The sequence below is a fragment of the Fusibacter sp. QWL-12 genome, from assembly GCF_058683495.1.
Genome location: NZ_CM178745.1, coordinates 3,506,244 through 3,523,414, shown reverse-complemented (window position 1 = coordinate 3,523,414; position 17,171 = coordinate 3,506,244). Strand labels below are relative to the sequence as shown.

12 protein-coding genes and 1 tRNA gene are annotated in these 17,171 nt (G+C 36.6%); 4 read left to right on the top strand and 9 right to left on the bottom strand.

The genetic code is table 11. The features are described 5' to 3' along the window. Position 1 precedes the first annotated feature (1 nt). From AC4PID_RS16875 to AC4PID_RS16860, 4 genes are all read right to left on the bottom strand, one after another. Positions 2–568 carry a sigma-70 family RNA polymerase sigma factor gene (locus tag AC4PID_RS16875; protein ID WP_492133159.1) on the bottom strand — a complete coding sequence of 189 codons (567 nt, stop codon included), beginning with the start codon at positions 566–568 and terminating at the stop codon, positions 2–4. 188 nt (positions 569–756) lie between these two features. Continuing rightward, on the bottom strand, positions 757–1,725 hold the full coding sequence (locus AC4PID_RS16870; RefSeq protein ID WP_492133158.1) for a metal-dependent hydrolase: 969 nt from the start codon (positions 1,723–1,725) through the stop codon (positions 757–759). 119 nt (positions 1,726–1,844) lie between these two features. After that, a complete protein-coding gene (locus AC4PID_RS16865; protein WP_492133157.1) occupies positions 1,845–2,912 on the bottom strand; it encodes a M24 family metallopeptidase in 1,068 nt (355 codons plus the stop codon). Positions 2,913–3,137: 225 nt separating this feature from the next. Next, positions 3,138–3,224, bottom strand: a tRNA-Leu gene (locus AC4PID_RS16860). Between the two features lie 176 nt (positions 3,225–3,400). Between AC4PID_RS16860 and AC4PID_RS16855 the strand changes: the two genes are divergently transcribed. Together AC4PID_RS16855 and AC4PID_RS16850 are read left to right on the top strand one after the other, a co-directional pair. Next, a complete protein-coding gene (locus tag AC4PID_RS16855) occupies positions 3,401–4,345 on the top strand; it encodes a copper amine oxidase N-terminal domain-containing protein (RefSeq protein ID WP_492133156.1) in 945 nt (314 codons plus the stop codon). A 405-nt stretch (positions 4,346–4,750) separates the two neighbouring features. Continuing rightward, a complete protein-coding gene (locus AC4PID_RS16850; protein ID WP_492132732.1) occupies positions 4,751–5,950 on the top strand; it encodes an IS110 family RNA-guided transposase in 1,200 nt (399 codons plus the stop codon). A 163-nt stretch (positions 5,951–6,113) separates the two neighbouring features. Here AC4PID_RS16850 and AC4PID_RS16845 read toward each other — a convergent pair whose 3' ends face one another. The 5 genes from AC4PID_RS16845 to AC4PID_RS16825 form a co-directional block, all read right to left on the bottom strand. Then, positions 6,114–8,228, bottom strand: a complete 2,115-nt coding sequence (locus AC4PID_RS16845) for an EAL domain-containing protein (RefSeq protein WP_492133155.1) — start codon at positions 8,226–8,228, stop codon at positions 6,114–6,116. 138 nt (positions 8,229–8,366) lie between these two features. Then, the gene (gene hflX / locus AC4PID_RS16840; RefSeq protein WP_492133154.1) at positions 8,367–9,674 is read right to left on the bottom strand and encodes a GTPase HflX; all 1,308 of its coding nucleotides are present in this window, start codon (positions 9,672–9,674) and stop codon (positions 8,367–8,369) included. 324 nt (positions 9,675–9,998) lie between these two features. Beyond that, a complete protein-coding gene (locus AC4PID_RS16835; RefSeq protein ID WP_492133153.1) occupies positions 9,999–11,819 on the bottom strand; it encodes a polysaccharide deacetylase family protein in 1,821 nt (606 codons plus the stop codon). Between the two features lie 12 nt (positions 11,820–11,831). Then, complete coding sequence (locus tag AC4PID_RS16830; protein WP_492133152.1) at positions 11,832–13,250, bottom strand: MBOAT family O-acyltransferase; 1,419 nt, start codon at positions 13,248–13,250, stop codon at positions 11,832–11,834. 138 nt (positions 13,251–13,388) lie between these two features. Then, entirely contained in the window at positions 13,389–14,066 is a 678-nt protein-coding gene (locus AC4PID_RS16825) for a helix-turn-helix domain-containing protein (protein ID WP_492133151.1), read from the bottom strand. Positions 14,067–14,266: 200 nt separating this feature from the next. On the opposite strand from AC4PID_RS16825, the gene AC4PID_RS16820 reads away from it, so the two are divergent. Next, entirely contained in the window at positions 14,267–16,738 is a 2,472-nt protein-coding gene (locus AC4PID_RS16820; RefSeq protein ID WP_492133150.1) for a heavy metal translocating P-type ATPase, read from the top strand. Then, positions 16,731–17,033 carry a metal-sensing transcriptional repressor gene (locus AC4PID_RS16815; RefSeq protein ID WP_492133149.1) on the top strand — a complete coding sequence of 101 codons (303 nt, stop codon included), beginning with the start codon at positions 16,731–16,733 and terminating at the stop codon, positions 17,031–17,033. Before AC4PID_RS16820 ends, AC4PID_RS16815 begins: the two co-directional genes overlap by 8 nt. Positions 17,034–17,171: the final 138 nt, after the last annotated feature.

Below are 17,171 nucleotides of genomic sequence, written 5' to 3'. Positions count from 1 at the left end.
TCTAATTCTCTGATAGTTGAACTTGTAAGATATTCTTTAGTGCGGTCCGACTCCGATTCAGTCTCGAACGAACGGTTCCTATAGGTATCTCCAAAATAGTACCAATTTCTTCATAAGAGTAACCCATAATATCTTTGAGGATTACCACGGACTTGCTGTCTTCGGAAAGCTGATTTAAAGCATTTTCAATAGAAGACCTTAACTCAAGCTTTTCATAAATCAATAATGGATTGTAGGTTTCATCCTTTAGCGTATCCTTTAACGTAACTTCATCCTCAGTTAAAGGTGCATCATAAGATAAAACGGTTTCTTTTCGTTTTCTAAGTTCATCTTTGCATACATTAATTGTTATTCTGTACAACCAAGTAGAAAAATTTGATTCCATTTTAAATTGACCAATCGCTTTAAAAGCCTTAATTAAGGTCTCCTGCGACATGTCCTTAGCATCCTCTTCATTGCCCATCATTCTAAATGCAATATTATAAACATATCTATTGTATTTAACAATGAGTTTTTCAAAGCTCTCAACATCTCCCTGGACGCTCTTTTCGATGAGCATTGATTCCATTTTTCCACTCCTTTCATGAAAGGTATAGTACTTTGACGATATAATAGATAAAAAAGTTCCATAAATAATTATACCATTAATCAAAATAAATAAAAAAAAATAGCTATATCAGAAATCTGATATAGCCAAAATTTATTTGCCTCAATCTTGCTTGTGGTAAAATCTGAGGACTCGATATGCTCAGATTTTTATTGATAAATAGGAATCGCCTTGTTCATATTATAAGGGTGTATAAAAGAAGAAACAAATTTATGGTCATGATCGACGATTAAAGTCGCATGGTGCATAAAATTCTCTTTAACAAAGTATCTCAAATCGATCGCTCTGATAATGATCAAGTGTGTTTCACTATCCTTAGTCACTTCAAGATGTAGATTTGGAGAGAACTCAGAAAACTTTTCCCCTACAATTGCAGATCTAAATAAATTATAATAACTTTCATCTACCGTTTTCATCCTATGCTTAATTTGCAATTTATTTTTTATTCTAAGCGGACTGTATTGACCTACGAAATCATATTCTGTGGTATGAACAACAAAATCCCACTTATAAAACGCCTTAAGCGAAGGCATGACACTAATATCTGAAACTTGGTATAGCTTTGAAAAATATGCGTTAATGCGTTTACCCGCATTGTGCTTAGAATTGTTCCTCATAAGTAAGTAGATGCTGATAATCAGAGTACCACTTACAAGTTCATAAAGTGTGTTCTTTCCATTTAGCACAAACCAAAATCCAACTAAAGTTATTACAGGATCATATAATGTTAACAAATTCGCTTTTCGCTTCTTTATGAATAGCCTTGCGCCATAGGAGTTTAAAATATCTAGCCCCGTATGAGATAAAGCGCCTATAAAGGTCCAGAGTAAAGTCTGTAGAAAGCTAAATTGTTCAAATCCCATAAAGCTAAGTCCAAGTGTGATCACCACACTAAAGCCAATCAGAAATGGAATTGAATGTGAAATGCCTCTGTGATGCTCCAAGTAGGCTGCATCATCTTTAAATAACCTTATTACAAAATCTAAATCCGGCGACATAGCACCTAACATAGCACCAATCGTCAATGGGTTGTCTATTCCAACTGCAGTACCTGAAAATGCAGAAATAGCACTGCCTACTAAACCATGTGTAAGTGGATCCATTTTAGCTCCTGACATAAAATTATGTTAACCATATTCAACATAAATTAGTCTATCACATGATTGTAATAAATACAAACTGAAATTGACAGAAAATTGTTAACTTTTTGAAAGGTTATATATTTCATAAAAGCGAATTATTTCATAAAGCGATTCAGCACTTCTACGCCCTCTTCTGTAACCAATACCAAATCTTCTATTCTGACGCCAAACTGATCCTTTAAATAAATACCTGGTTCGATTGAAAAAGCCATTCCCGTTAAACAAGTATTTTGACTGACACTGCTCACATCTGGAAACTCATGAACCTGAATACCGATACCGTGACCCGTTCTATGGGTAAAGTACGCGCCATAGCCTGCGTTTTCTATAATCTCTCTAGCGGCTTTATCGACGTCTGATAACTTAACACCTGGTTTAACGATTTTAATAGCGGCTTCATTGGCTGCTTTTACTAAATTATAGACCTTTGTATAAGCTTCTGTCGCATCACCGTAAAAGAAGCTTCTTGTCATATCTGAGCAATAACCATTTACCTTGCCACCCATATCGATCACAACTGCCATGCCTTCTTTTAAAACGGTATCATCACAGTCGTGATGTGGCTCAGCACCATTTGCGCCAAAGCAGACAGAAGGTGTAAATGAAAGCTCATGTATGCCTTTATCTTCATGTAATTTTTTAATTTGATTTTGAACCTTTAATTCTGTTAAATTACCATTTGGTGCTTCACTATATATATAGGAAATGATTTCAGACATAATTTCATCATTTAACTTTGATGCATGTCTCATTTTTTCTCTTTCGTCTTCATCTTTTGTGAGTCGACAATTGTCAACCGCAATAGAACCAATTTCATATAAAAGATTGTTTTTTATCTTCATTAGTCTTAACAAGAAGTGACTTTCCCAAAATTTATCGATGCCGATCACGCCTTGATCAATAATTGATTTTGATAAAAGCTCTATAGCGTCCACATCATCTGTAAAATAAGTTACTGGTAATGTCTCCTCTTTTAATGGAAATAAAGCGCTTAAAAAAAGGTGACATCTTTCTTGATCAATCAAAAGTGCAAATAAACGTTCACCAGGATGAATGTCTATTCCCGTTAAGTAAAAAATGGAATCTGGTGAAGTGATAACCAACTGATCAAAACTATGTTGCTTCATTTCTTCTCTTACTCTTGAAATTCTCTGTGTGTTCATAGCTGCCTCCTATTTTAATCTGAATCTATTATACTATAAAATATAAAAAGACTCACGATAGTTACATTCATTTTTATTCAACTGACTGATCTATAGCGTAACTCATTATGATTCTAGCATCAAGCTTTCTAAATATAGATATAACGCTTTGCAGTTAATATATTTCTTTGCTAAAAAGCAGTTTTAAGACTAAAAAAAAAATCCTAGAAATCTAGGATTTTAATATGGTGCCGAAGGCGGGGGTCGAACCCGCACGAGTGTTACCTCTCCGGATTTTGAGTCCGGCGCGTCTGCCAATTCCACCACTTCGGCTCACAGCTATTTAATATTACCATAACTAATCTAACTTGGCAATATCAAAATATAATTTATTTATGTTAATTATATTTCCCTTTTAAATTCAAAAATAATTATACTTTTTTAAATTAAATGGAACTTTATTTGAGTCGCTTGCGTCATAATGGCATAACGCTTAAAAGGAGGCAAATATGAAAAAAGCATTAGCTATGCTATTAGCGCTAGGAATTGCGACTTCAAGTTCAGCATATGCTGCAAATGATGCAGTTCCAGTTCTAATTTCTGCAAAACTCAACCCAAATCAAATCACCGTGAATGGTGTCTCTTTAGAAAAAGAGTACAAAACAATTGATGAGCAAGTTTATTTACCAATTAAGGTGGTATCTGAAGCACTTGGTTACCAAGTGAAATGGTATCCTGAGGACAAACACGTAGAATTAATTAAAGGCGCTCACTTTATTACGTTTAAAACAACTGAAAACTATTTTACATTTGGTAAAATGGCACCAATGCAATTATCCGAACAAGCATTCATCTCTGAAGGATCCACTTATGTGCCTTTAGATTTTATAGATGAAATTATGCACGCAAATGCATTTGTAAATGACAGTTCAATCGAAGTACTTGCCGCACTTCAAGATCAAGTAAGTACTGGCGGATTTGTAATTACGGATATCAAAGATGGCAAAATCCATGTATCACAAGGCGATGGTGAAGCTTATGTTATTCCAAATGATGATACTGTAATTACATCGCACAAAACAGGTGAAGCATTAACATTGGCTGATTTAAAGGTTGGTGATACGCTAAAAGTGACACATCCTTCAATTATGATTTTGATCTATCCAGCACAATATAACGCATATGAAATTGAAGTTCTTGAAGATGTCGCATACAACGAAGGTACAATTCAAACAATCAGTGAAAATTCTATTTTAGTTAAAACAAACAACGATCTAATTCAGTTCAATTTTGATGAAAATACCAAATTATCAAACTTAAATGGTAATGCAATAGACGCGGAAGACCTTAGAGTTGGGAATCAAATTAAAGTTTACCACAGCTTAGCGATGACAAGAAGTTTACCACCTCAAACCTATGCATTTGAAATCCTTGTTGATACAGCTATTAACTAAAACAAACATTAATAATCAATAAATGTATATAATTAAACGCATCTAGCTCACTATAATAGTTCAAACTAACAAATAAAATAATAAATAAAGCCTGTCGATATTTCATATATGAACCAGTTTTACTGGACATATGAAACAGACAGGCTTTTTGGTACGATAAAAGTGTAAATGCAAGACATTCTTAGTGATGTTGAGCGTTTGCACTTATTTTTTTACAATGAGAGGGTAATTGGTCTGGCGTGGGCTTTTTTGGATCCTTGCATCCGTCAATAAAAACTGTCAGCCATCTCTTATTGTGAGCATTCGATTAAGCAGGTTGAACCAGATAGCGTTCGTGTAACTAACCAAACTGAATGGGCAATGAGTGCAGATGGATTGCAATTACAATAACTCATGGAGGTTGTTATGATAAGCGTTGGAATCGATGTATCAAAAGAAAAAAGCATGGTTTGCATTTTAAAGCCATATGGTGAAGTCCTTTTATCACCAACAGAAATCGTTCACACAGAAGAAGCGGTATCAAAGTTAGCAGATACCATATTAAAGCTTGGCAACGAGGTAAGAGTAGTATTAGAAGCAACGGGAGCCTATCATCTACCGCTGTTAAGCGTTTTTACAGAGAAGAAAATCTTCGTTAGCATCATCAATCCACTCGTGATGAAAAAATACGCCTCAACAGCTATTAGGAAAGGCAAAACGGATAAGATTGATTCTGTGAGGATTGCAAATTATGGTCTCGATAATTGGTTTCATCTACGAAGGCATGAACCTAGCGAAGAAGTTTATGAAGAACTCAAATTTCTCGGAAGGCAGTATTCTCATTATATTCGAATGAAGATAGACAGCAAGTTGTCTCTTAACGGCATATTGGACAGAACGATGCCTGGCATAAAAAAATTACTTTCAGGGAAACGATCTGATTATCCAACAAGAGACAAACTCAGTGATTTCGTTGAGCATTATTGGCATTACGACAACATCACAAAATTAAGCGAGGAAGACTTTATTAAGAGCTATCAAGAATGGGCTAAAAAGAAGAAATACCACGCCAGTGAATCCAAGGCGAGAAAAATCTACGCCATTGCCAGCAGTGGTATTCCAACGCTCTCTTCTAGCACACCATCGACGAAAATGCTCGTGCTAGAAGCAGTCAGAGTGCTTGGTGAAATCAACAAGACTCTACAAAATATTTTAACACAGCTGCAGGTCACGGCAAGTACTTTAAAAGAATATGAGACCGTTAGAGCGATGAGTGGTGTCGGCGATGTCCTGGCACCAAGACTAATTGCGGAAATAGGAGACGTTAGAAAATTTCACAATGGAAGTGCATTAGTCGCCTATGCGGGGTTAGATTCTCCACCTTTTGAATCTGGTAATTTCGTAGGCACAAGGAGAAAGATATCCAAACGTGGATCATCATTACTTAGAAAAACTGGTTATGAAGTCATGAAATGCTTAAAAGCAATACAGCCTGTGAATGATGCCGCAGTATATCAGTATATGTTGAAAAAGGAAGCAGAAGGAAAGGCAAAAAAGGTAGCTAAAATTGCAGCTTTAAACAAGTTCTTACGCATTTATTATGCGAGGGTTATGGAACTGCAATAACATTTATAAAAGCAATTTCAATAAAAAGCAGGCTAACTTCAGGTAATCAGTTAGCCTATTTGTCGTGCTTAAAACATCATCTTTTCGAAGATGGTGTTTTTTTATTGCATCGAAAACTTGACTGAGAATTCAAAAGTTCTTCTTGATTTTTCTTAGCAGGTTTTTATAGTGGCAACGGCTTTGAATAATAATAACCTTGTATCAAGTGACATCCTGCACTCTTAATCTTGTCGACCTGCTCTATCGTCTCTACCCCTTCGGCGATAACGATGCAATCAAGTGCTTCCGATATCCTTACGATAGACTTAAACAAATCGAATGAGGATTGGTCAGTTAATATTGGATCTACAAAGGTTTTATCTACTTTTATTTCATCAAATTTTACCTTAGCAAGGTAATTTAAAGAGGAATAACCGGTTCCAAAATCATCTAAAGCAATCTTAAAACCATATTTCTTTAATTGATTTACCTGCGTTTGAATCAAATCAAGATCGCTAATGAAGATATCTTCTGTAATTTCTAATATAATCTGTGATTTAGGAACACGATACACATCTGCCTTGGTGTTCATGAATTCTAAGAAATCAGAGTCAAACATTAATGCTGGTGAAATATTGACTGAAACTGCAATACCTTCACCATACTTTTGTATTAGCTTTTCAAAATCCTCACAGATCATTGTAAATATCATTCGTGTAAATCTGAGCATTAAATTCGCTCTTGTGATTAATGGTATGAATTCACCTGGCGAAACAAACCCGAGTTCAGCAGATTGCCATCTAGCGAGCCCCTCAACGCCGATGATTTTATTTTCAATTGCATTGACCTTTGACTGATAAAACACTTTAAACTCAGAGTTATCAATAGCAGCTTCTAGCTGATCAATGATCTTAGATTCTCTTTCTATAATCTGATGGACGAGTTCATCGTATCGATTAGGTGTGACGATCCCACTGTTCTTTGCATTTTGAAGTGCAATGGTCGCTTTTTTTAGAACGCTGTCAAAATCATTTTGTGTGCCATCAGTAACATATAGCCCCATATAAAACTCAATATGATTGATTAATCCACTTTCTCTCAGCTTAATTTTAAGTAAATTAAACTGTTCATTGATTAAAGCTTCAACGGTTTGCTCATCCGTTTTTTGGTACCAAATAGCAAACTCATTACCACCTACTCTAGCCACGATAGCTTCATCATCACAGATTTCTAATAGTTGATTGCCAATATAGGCAAGTACTTGATCACCATATTCAGAGCCATAAACAGAGTTGATGAAATTGAAATCCTTAATATCGACGAGCAAAATTGCTGCTGGGACTGGCGCTTCAAGCATTCTAGCATTGACCTTTAGCCTATAATAATATGAGTTTGGTAAACCAGTTAAACTATCGTAGTAGGCATAACGCAACAATTGATCATCTTTTTTCACTAGATTAATTTGAGCGGTTTCAATGGATTCAATCATATTATTAAAACCATTGATTAGATTTAGCATTTCCTCCGTTTTACTAAAGTTCTCAACTCTAGCATACTTCCCCGCTTCAGCAGTTTTCATACCTGCTACAACATTTGAAAGCGGTGAGGTAATCGTATGAATGTATTTAATCGATAATATAATTCCCAGTAGGACAATTGAAAAAATAACGATTGCAGTTATTTGAAGTATAGTTAATGCCTCTTGATCGAAATCAGATATATAAGAACCGGCTGTAACAACCCATTGCCAGTTTGGATCGTACTTAGAATAGACGATTTTCTCACCTAGCTTATCAGAATATGGATATTCCCATGTATACTGTGTAAATCCACCACCATTTAAAGCTTTACTGATTTTATCCTGAACCAAATAAAATGGCTTTGAAGTGTCTTTTTTATCGATAAAACCCCAAACATTTTCTCCCTCAAGCGTAGGGTGAAGAATCTCGACACCATCAGTCGAATAGATGATATAATAACCATTCTCACCAAAATCTACACTAGTGGTAATTAATCGTGTACCGTCTTCCTGCATTGGACCTACCAGCTTAATCTTAACAAGCTCTTGTGCTTTTTCAAGCGTAATAAAACCAGATTCAACCTCTTTGTTCATCTGTTCGATCAAGATCAAAGCTGAGTTAACACCATTTTGCAGTGTGATTTTCCCGCGATTAATAAGCGCATTTCTAGCGATAAAATAGCCGAAAACCCCTACCAAAAGGCTTGAGATTACCAGCAAAAATGTTATATATAAGATCAGACTCTTTTTAAGTGTCGTTAATTTAAAGGGTTTAATCATATGATCTCCAGTGTAAACAAACTCAAAATGCTTATAAAAACTTATATAAATATTATATCTTAAATGCGTTTATTAGCAAATAAAATCGGTCAATTGAATTAACAATTGACCGAAAACTTGACACTTTTCACATTTATTTTATGCGACAATATACATTTTAAGTTTCTCATAGATTTCGGGACTGCAACTGATTTGTAGAAAGGTTGATTCTTCCTCAAAACGCATCTCACTGACACCAGAATATTCGTTGATGAAAGCAAATAGCTTTCCGTCTTCCATAGGAATTCTCACTTCGCAATCAATGAAATCTTTAAAAATATGCGCTTTAATTGCATCTACAAGTGTTTCAATCCCAAGTGAAGTTTTGGCACTCACCACAATCCCATCGACAAGTTCGCTTAAATCAACGTTTGCGATATCGGCTTTGTTATAAATGGTCAGCATCGGTACATCCGCCGCATCTATCTCAGCTAGGGTATCAAGTGTCACCTTCATTTGGTGTCTAAAATCAGGGTTGGCAAGATCGACCACGTGTAACAATAAATCCGCTTGCTTCACCTCTTCAAGCGTCGCTCTAAACGCCTTTACCAAATCATGTGGCAGTTCGCTGACAAATCCAACCGTATCAGAAAGCGTAAACGTCTTTTTATCAGGTAGCTTCATCTGGCGAATGGAGGTTTCAAGCGTTGCAAAAAGCATATCCTTCTCAAAAACCTTTTTCTCCTTCTTCTGAGAATAAAGATCGAGCATTGCATTCATCAAAGTAGACTTCCCTGCATTGGTATAGCCAACAAGGGCAACACCCTTGACTCTTGAGTCAGCTCTTTTCTTTCGCTGTGTGATGCGTTCCTTTTCAACTTGGTCGATTTCACGGTTCAAATCATGGATCTTTTGCTCCACTTTACGGCGGTCTAGTTCAAGCTTCTTTTCACCAACACCTTTATTCTTCGTTCCAACCCCGCCACTTTGACGGCCTAAGGCTTCGTATGAACCGATCAGTCTTGGCAAAAGGTATTTCAGATGCGCTGCTTCTACTTGAAGCTTCGCTTCTCTTGTTTGGGCACGACGTTCAAAGATTTCCAGTATCAGATTGGTTCGATCGACGATACGAACGCTTAACGCTTTCTCTAAGTTCCGCATCTGTGAAGGCGTCAGCTCATGATTAAAGATTACAAGATCCGCATCAAAGGCTTCTACACCCATTCTAATTTCATCCACTTTACCACTGCCGACGTAATATTGAGTCGTCGCACGTTTTAAATTTTGTTCCACTCTTGCCACACACTGTATTTGACAGGCAATGGCTAAATTCTCGAGCTCAGTCATCGAATTTTCATAAAGTGGATTGTTATTAATATTAACCCCTACTACAACTGCCTTTTCAGCATTTACGGTTTCAAGGTTATAATTTTGCCTCTCATTATAGGCATTCATTTGTTCAGTCATCATATTCTCCTTTCGGTATTCACCTAAAAGGATGCTTTTAGGTGGTTATTACAAACTTGTACTACGGCGTAATTTGATAAATCTTAACATGACACACCCTCCTATGTTATAGATTGTGAGTATGACACTCACAATACGTTTATGACAACAAAAAAAGCTGTAAGACAAAGCTTACAGCTCAAAAAACGAGTTCATGAACGGTTAGACTTGATTACATTAGGCCTTAATACTATTAAATTTAACTTGGCTATTTTGACGTAATCTCATCTTGCACCTCCATTTATAACTAAAATATATCATAAGTTGAATCTCTCTTCAATCCATTTAATGGAATTGTAATATTTTATCGACGATCATATCAGGCGAAAGATAGCCCGCAGCATCAATTCTCTTAAGTCCAAAGAGTGAATTAGGATCGCGATCGATAAAGTTAATCCCTTCATCTACAGTCACACTGCCGAAGTAACCAAGGTTTTTTAATAGGCCTTCTGTAAAGGCATTATAATAACCATATGGATACGTAAAGAAGGTCGCTCTTTGCTCGACATTCTGTATCATCTCAGTTTGAAACTGCTCATTATCTTGTTTAAATACTTTCAAATAAGTGTTCTCATCTTCACCTTGAAGCTGTAAAACACCAGCTCTTGTCCCCTCTTCACTCTGAAGCGCATGCAGATCAAAGCTGTGTGACTGGAGTTCGATTACTCCTGATTCAGACATTTCCCTTGCTTGATCCCAAGTAAAGTGAGGTATAATCGGTCGATCATTTGCTTCATCATAGTCGAGTCCTACCGACCAGCCAATCATAGATATAACTGCTTTCATATTCATCTCTTTTAGCAGTGGATATGCCAGCTCATAGTTGCTCAGATAGCCATCATCAAATGAAATAATTAACGGTTTGTCCGGAAGCGCAATCCCATCATAGACATAATTGATCAAATCTGAATATAAAATCGTATTAAATCCAGCATTCTTATACGCTTCAAGATCTAGCTTGAACTTTTCTACAGTTATATTATCACTGCCGTCCGCTTCAGGTAGTAAGTGATGATAAACCACTATAGGCACGGCAACTGGCTCCCCTGCTTCCACATCTAACCTTCCTGAAAGCATGCTCATTAATCTTTCTTCAACGTTTTCAGAAGTTGTGTAATAACCAAAATCACTTACAGGCTGCTCACCAGAAAACATCGTCTCCACCATGAGATCTCCAAGTGTGTTACGGTAATGCATTCTATCATAGAAATTTCTAGCATCGTATGAAAAATCTGTATAGCCAGTAAAATCCCAAAAATCAGTAACGCTGGCAAGACCCCTCCAAAGCTTCTGAATGTCTGCGGTCTCATAGCGGTCCATCTCTTTATAATAAGTAGGCGCTGACACGAAGTAAAAGTTAATTCCTTTTTCTTCTAGATACGTCTTTATACGTTTGAGTGCAGCGACATTATCATCTATAGCAGTTCCGTATAGTGGCCACAACGGCTCGTTAAATTCAGGATACTTAACCAAGAAATCTTCTAAAGTTCCTAAATCCTCACTGTCTCTAACGCTTTTATTATAAACCCCTAGCTCAGGGACAAAGGTTGCATATGCCATCGGATTTTGAGTTCTTTGTATTAAACCCGCTATCTTCTTAAAGCCATGTTCAAGATTTAATGTCAGATATTTGGTATAGTATTTGATTGATGATTCTCCTATTACCTTGCCACTTAACTCTGTGTTGATGTTACGTGGCGATTGGTTGTAGTGATCAATTTCCTGCATACTCATATGAACGATGATATTTTTCACTTCATAGTTCTCTACCAAGTAGTGAACGGTTTGTTCATAATCATAAAAATCGCCGCCATACATCATCATATTATAAAACGATGCACCTTCAAAATACTGATTGAGCTTTTCTGGCGATAATGAGCTTGATTTCGATCCTCCGATTACATAAGAATCATACGCATCATGATGCTGATCGAGATAAGCGATTTTCGCAACTCTCGGATTATTGTTCATATCATATGCAAAGAATTTGATAAAGCGATCACCGAAAACACCAAATGGATCGACGATGATATTAAATGCAAAAAGCATTAAGGTACAAAATACAAGTCCGATTATTAAAAATTTTACCCATTTAAACGGTTTCATAATGCCTCCTCTTTAAAACTGAAAGTACAAGAAGTCTGCCACGTTGGACATCTGAAACAGTGACAAGACGATCAATACGCCTGTAATAAAAGCGTATTTGTAAGAGCTGTCAAACTTCTCTGTAATTTCTCTCGTATTTTTAAAGAAAAATGCAATAAACATGCTGACCGCTAATAGTGCCATGATATAGATATTGTCGATTAAAAATTGACCCAGCTCAGCCAAAATCGCAGTTTTTGCCCAACCGTTATACACTGAAAGATCGACGATGGTTTTCATCACGTGAATCGCATCCTTAAGTGAACCAGAAACGAAAATAATACGCGTTCCGACGATACCGATAAAAGTCAGGCCCCATGCAAGAGGCGTTGGAAGAGACCATTTTCTTCTGGTCATAAAATGTGCCATACAAACGAAAATACCGTTGATGCCACCCCATAAAACAAATCGCCAGCCTGCACCGTGCCAGAATCCTGAAACCAAGAATGTCGCCATAACTGCAGCGTAAAACCTTACCGAACCACTTCCCTTTTTATAAACCGATCGAAAGACATAGTCGGATAGAAATTTGGAAAGTGACATATGCCAACGACGCCAATAATCTCTAAAATTACGTGATTTATATGGTGAGTCAAAGTTTTGTGGTAAATTAATGTTAAAAAACAATCCCAGACCAATTGCCATATCTGCATAGCCTGATAAGTCAAAATAATATGAAAAAGTATATGAGAGCGATGAAAAAAGCGCCATAAATAAGCCACCCTCATGAACATTGCTAAAATAGCTTTGAGCAAAGTGGGTCAATGGATCTGCTAGCATGACTTTCTTCGTACATCCTATAGCAAACACAAATAGCCCTAACATGATGTTTTCTTTAATGAACCTTTGATTGCTTGGATTTTCAAACTGAGGAACGACATCCTTGTGATGGATGATTGGACCGACGATCAACTGTGGAAAGAAAGTAATGAATAGTAGATAGTTGATCAGTGAATACTCTTTTGTCTCTCCTCGATAACAATCGACAATATAAGCAATGAGTTGAAATGTGAAAAACGAAATACCAATCGGTAACGCAAGTTGAATCAAAGGTATCTGTTTTCCAAGTACAAAATTAACATTCTCAAGGAAGAAATCCGCATACTTAAAATAGCCGAGTAAAGCCAAATTTTCAAGTAAACCTAACGCAAATAGAACACGTCTTTTGGCAACACTCTCTGCTCTAACTAACCCAGTACCTATAATATAATTAAAGAAGACGGTGAACACAAAGAAAGGTAGAAAACTCATACTCCCCTGTGCGTAAAAATAAAAGGATGCACCTACCAACCATACTTTGGATAATGTCTTTTTCTCAAAATAATTCAGTGCATAATACCCTGCAAATACGATTACTAAAAAAAATAGAAAACTATAAGATGAAAATATCATAATAAACCCTTTCAAAAACTCATATAGAAACACTGAACTATTTTCAGAAAAAATACAGCTTTGCGCTGTATTAGGAATCTAAATGAGTTTATACCTTCTTTACGTGAATTATTTATATCTAATTTTTTGATTACCGATTTATAGATATCGCTCAACCTTAACTGCTTTACCTATAAATTTAACCTCTGAAAGCTCTACATTTACTTCATTTTCAGACTTTCCTGTAGATAAAATAGCCGTCTTATTGCTTGTCTTTTCTACATAGCGAATCATTTTCTTTTGATTGTGTTGTAAATAATAGATACCATTGCTACTAAAGGCTTCACAGGAAACAAAGCTAATAATGTCTTTTAGATAAATATGGTGTTGATTGAGCGCATGCTCGGTTAGCTGAACGAAAAACACCTTATCATATGGAATCTGATCCACTTTTTTACTTATGATTGAATGTTCCTTCTGTCCAAGGACTTTACCATTCTCATCTGTGATATCATAATTTCTCACCACACCAGAAAGAGCGTCTGCCCATCTACCTGTAGGCGTAATCGCCTTTTGTGGTGGCTCTTGTGCTTTTTTTACTGCTGTAGCAGGCATTACTTTTGGTTTTACTGGCTCTGATGGTACATCCTGAAAATTCTCCATCTTCTCACCCAGTGTTTTGAGGATTTGCTCAGCAACCTGCTCATTGATAATTTTCTTTCCTGATTCCACTTGGATGATATAATTTATATTTTGACCAATCGCCTTTGCAAGGTCCTTCTCAGTCATTTTTGCTTTCAATCTTGCTTCTTTAATTTTAATCGCTAATCGATTCATTTTACACCTCTTGAGCAATAGTTTTATACGCTAGTAATATGATATTATAAACGTCTTCTATTTACAATGACAGAAGGATTAAATTTTATTAAATCTATAAGATCTCACTTGACTTTTATACCCCTTGGGGGTATATTATTGTTATAGATACCCCTTGGGGGTATCTTGTAGGCAAAACTTTCCATACAAAAGGAGATTTTATGAAAACTGAAATATATGACATTAAGGGTATGACATGTGCAGCCTGCTCAGCAGCTGTCGAAAGAGTCACAAAAAAATTAGATGGCGTTGATACATCTGTCGTTAATTTATCTACTGAAAAATTAACCATTCAATATGATGAAAATAAAATGACGCCAGACGATATCATTGCTTCTGTTAAAAAAGCTGGTTATGAAGCAGAAAAACACGAGTCTGAAAAGGAAATTTTATTGCCGATCGACGGTATGACCTGTGCATCTTGTTCTGCTGCTATTGAAAGAAAACTAAGCAAACATCCTGGTGTGGCTAAAATCAGTGTCAATCTAGCGACTGAAGTCGCATCTATTAGCTATGATCCAGAGCAAATCAGAATCTCTGAAATCAAGGACACTATCATTAAACTAGGCTATACACCTAAGGAAGTTGCATTTAAACGCAATGTTGATGAAGATCAAGAAAAGAAAGAAAAAGAAATTAAGGGCATGATTTTCAAACTCAAGCTTGCAGCGATATTTGCAGTTCCATTATTTTATATCGCTATGGCGCCAATGATCGGTCTGCCTTTTCCTAATATGATTTCACCTATGGAACAGCCACTTATTTATGCGATCATACAAATATTCTTAGTCATCCCAATCGTTTGGGCAGGTAGGAGATTTTACGTCGTCGGTTATCGCCAAATCTGGCATCGATCACCTAATATGGATTCCCTGATTGCTATAGGTACAACCGCGGCTTTACTGTATAGTGGATTTTCTGTTTTACAGATCATTTCTGGTGATCACATGGCAGTAGAACATATGTATTTTGAAAGTGCGGGTGTCATTTTAACATTAATCCTTCTAGGTAAAACATTGGAAGCTATTTCAAAAGGTAAAACTTCTGATGCAATTAAGAAATTGATGGGACTTGCGCCACGAACTGCAATCGTCATCATTGAAGGTAAAGAAGTTGAAATGCCAGTTGAAGAAATTGAAATTGGCGATGTTGTTCTCTCAAAACCAGGTAGTAAAATTGCAGTTGATGGTGAAATCGTCGATGGTTACACGACGATAGACGAATCTATGTTAACTGGTGAAAGTATGCCAATCGATAAAAAAGCTGGCGATTCAGTATATGGTGCTAGTATCAACAAATCAGGTATGATCAAGTACAAAGCAACTAAAGTAGGCGATCAAACAGCACTTGCTCAAATTATCAAACTCGTTGAAGAAGCTCAAGGAACGAAAGCACCTATCGCGAGGATGGCAGATGTTATCTCAGCTTATTTTGTTCCTATTGTATTTGTTATAGCTGTATTATCTGCAATTGCATGGGCATTGGCAGGTCAAGATATCGTATTCGTCTTAAAAGTATTTATCGCAATTTTAGTAATCGCATGTCCATGTGCACTTGGACTTGCAACACCAACAGCGATAATGGTAGGTACTGGTAAAGGTGCAGAACTTGGCGTATTAGTAAAAAGTGGTGAAGCTTTAGAGACGGCTCATAAAGTGAATACTATTTTGTTTGATAAAACGGGAACGTTAACGACTGGTAAACCAGAAGTTACTGATGTACTACCTTACGGTAATTACGATATTGAAACACTCTTAAAATATTCTGCTTCACTAGAGTACGGTAGCGAACATCCAATCGCACAAGCGATAACACTTAGAGCAAAACAAGCACAAATTGACTTACTCACCTTCTCTACTTTTGATGAGATTTCAGGACATGGAATTATCGCTGAAGTTGATGGTAAAAAAGTATTACTCGGTAATGAAAAACTGATAAAGAACCACTCTGACGCATCATCTAGCACGTATGAGAAAGATCTACTAAGATTTGCTAGCGAAGGAAAAACACCTGTATTATTGAACATCGAAGGGCAAATGGCTGGTATTATTGCTGTTGCTGATGTCATTAAGCCAGAATCAAAAGCTGCTGTTAAAAAGCTACACGATATGGGCATCAAGACGATGATGATTACGGGTGACCATAAGCAAACTGCTTTAGCAATCGCTAAAATGGCTGGCATCGACGAAGTTGTCGCTGAGGTTTTACCAGGTGAGAAATCAGAAGCTGTAAAAAAACTACAAGCTGAAGGTAAAATTGTCGCAATGGTTGGTGATGGCATCAACGATGCGCCAGCTCTTGCTCAATCACATGTTGGTATCGCTATTGGATCAGGAACTGACGTAGCAATGGCATCAGCAGATATTGTATTGATGAAAAACAATTTATTTGATGTCGTTAATGCGATTGCACTCAGTAGAGCAACCATTAGAAACATTAAGCAGAATCTGTTCTGGGCGTTTATCTATAATGTAATCGGCATTCCTGTAGCTGCTGGTGTTCTCTACTTATTTGGTGGTCCACTGCTCAACCCTGTTATCGCTGCAGCTGCAATGTCAATGAGTTCAGTATCCGTATTAACCAATGCTTTAAGATTAAAATCATTTAAAACAAGGAGTGAAGTCAATGTCTGAGTGTAACTGTAACAGAACCACGCACCGTTCAGAGGATGAAGTAAAAGCACTTTCCAACAGATGTTCTAGAATTGAAGGCCAAATTCGAGGCATTAAAGGAATGCTTGAAAAGGATGTGTACTGTGATGACATTCTTAATCAGATAGCAGCAGCTCAATCTGCATTAAATGCTCTTTCGAGAGTTATTTTAGAAAGACACATCAAGACGTGCGTCATCGATCGTATCCAAGATGGTGAGCCAGAGGTTGTAGATGAATTTATGCTAACATTAGAAAAGCTAATGAAACGCGGATAAACATAATCATTAGATATAAAATAAAAAGTTGAGGAAACGTATTCCCTCAACTTTTTTTTAATTAGTCACATTCTGACTTGTAGTTAACCTTAGGACTCGTAGTCCGAAGTCTTATTATGTTCATGCTGATTTATATTC

Coding starts and splice junctions, on each gene's coding strand:
- AC4PID_RS16875 (WP_492133159.1), bottom strand. CDS start 568: ATGGAATCAATGCTCATCGAAAAGAGCGTCCAGGGAGATGTTGAGAGC.
- AC4PID_RS16870 (WP_492133158.1), bottom strand. CDS start 1,725: ATGTCAGGAGCTAAAATGGATCCACTTACACATGGTTTAGTAGGCAGT.
- AC4PID_RS16865 (WP_492133157.1), bottom strand. CDS start 2,912: ATGAACACACAGAGAATTTCAAGAGTAAGAGAAGAAATGAAGCAACAT.
- AC4PID_RS16855 (WP_492133156.1), top strand. CDS start 3,401: ATGAAAAAAGCATTAGCTATGCTATTAGCGCTAGGAATTGCGACTTCA.
- AC4PID_RS16850 (WP_492132732.1), top strand. CDS start 4,751: ATGATAAGCGTTGGAATCGATGTATCAAAAGAAAAAAGCATGGTTTGC.
- AC4PID_RS16845 (WP_492133155.1), bottom strand. CDS start 8,228: ATGATTAAACCCTTTAAATTAACGACACTTAAAAAGAGTCTGATCTTA.
- hflX (WP_492133154.1), bottom strand. CDS start 9,674: ATGACTGAACAAATGAATGCCTATAATGAGAGGCAAAATTATAACCTT.
- AC4PID_RS16835 (WP_492133153.1), bottom strand. CDS start 11,819: ATGAAACCGTTTAAATGGGTAAAATTTTTAATAATCGGACTTGTATTT.
- AC4PID_RS16830 (WP_492133152.1), bottom strand. CDS start 13,250: ATGATATTTTCATCTTATAGTTTTCTATTTTTTTTAGTAATCGTATTT.
- AC4PID_RS16825 (WP_492133151.1), bottom strand. CDS start 14,066: ATGAATCGATTAGCGATTAAAATTAAAGAAGCAAGATTGAAAGCAAAA.
- AC4PID_RS16820 (WP_492133150.1), top strand. CDS start 14,267: ATGAAAACTGAAATATATGACATTAAGGGTATGACATGTGCAGCCTGC.
- AC4PID_RS16815 (WP_492133149.1), top strand. CDS start 16,731: ATGTCTGAGTGTAACTGTAACAGAACCACGCACCGTTCAGAGGATGAA.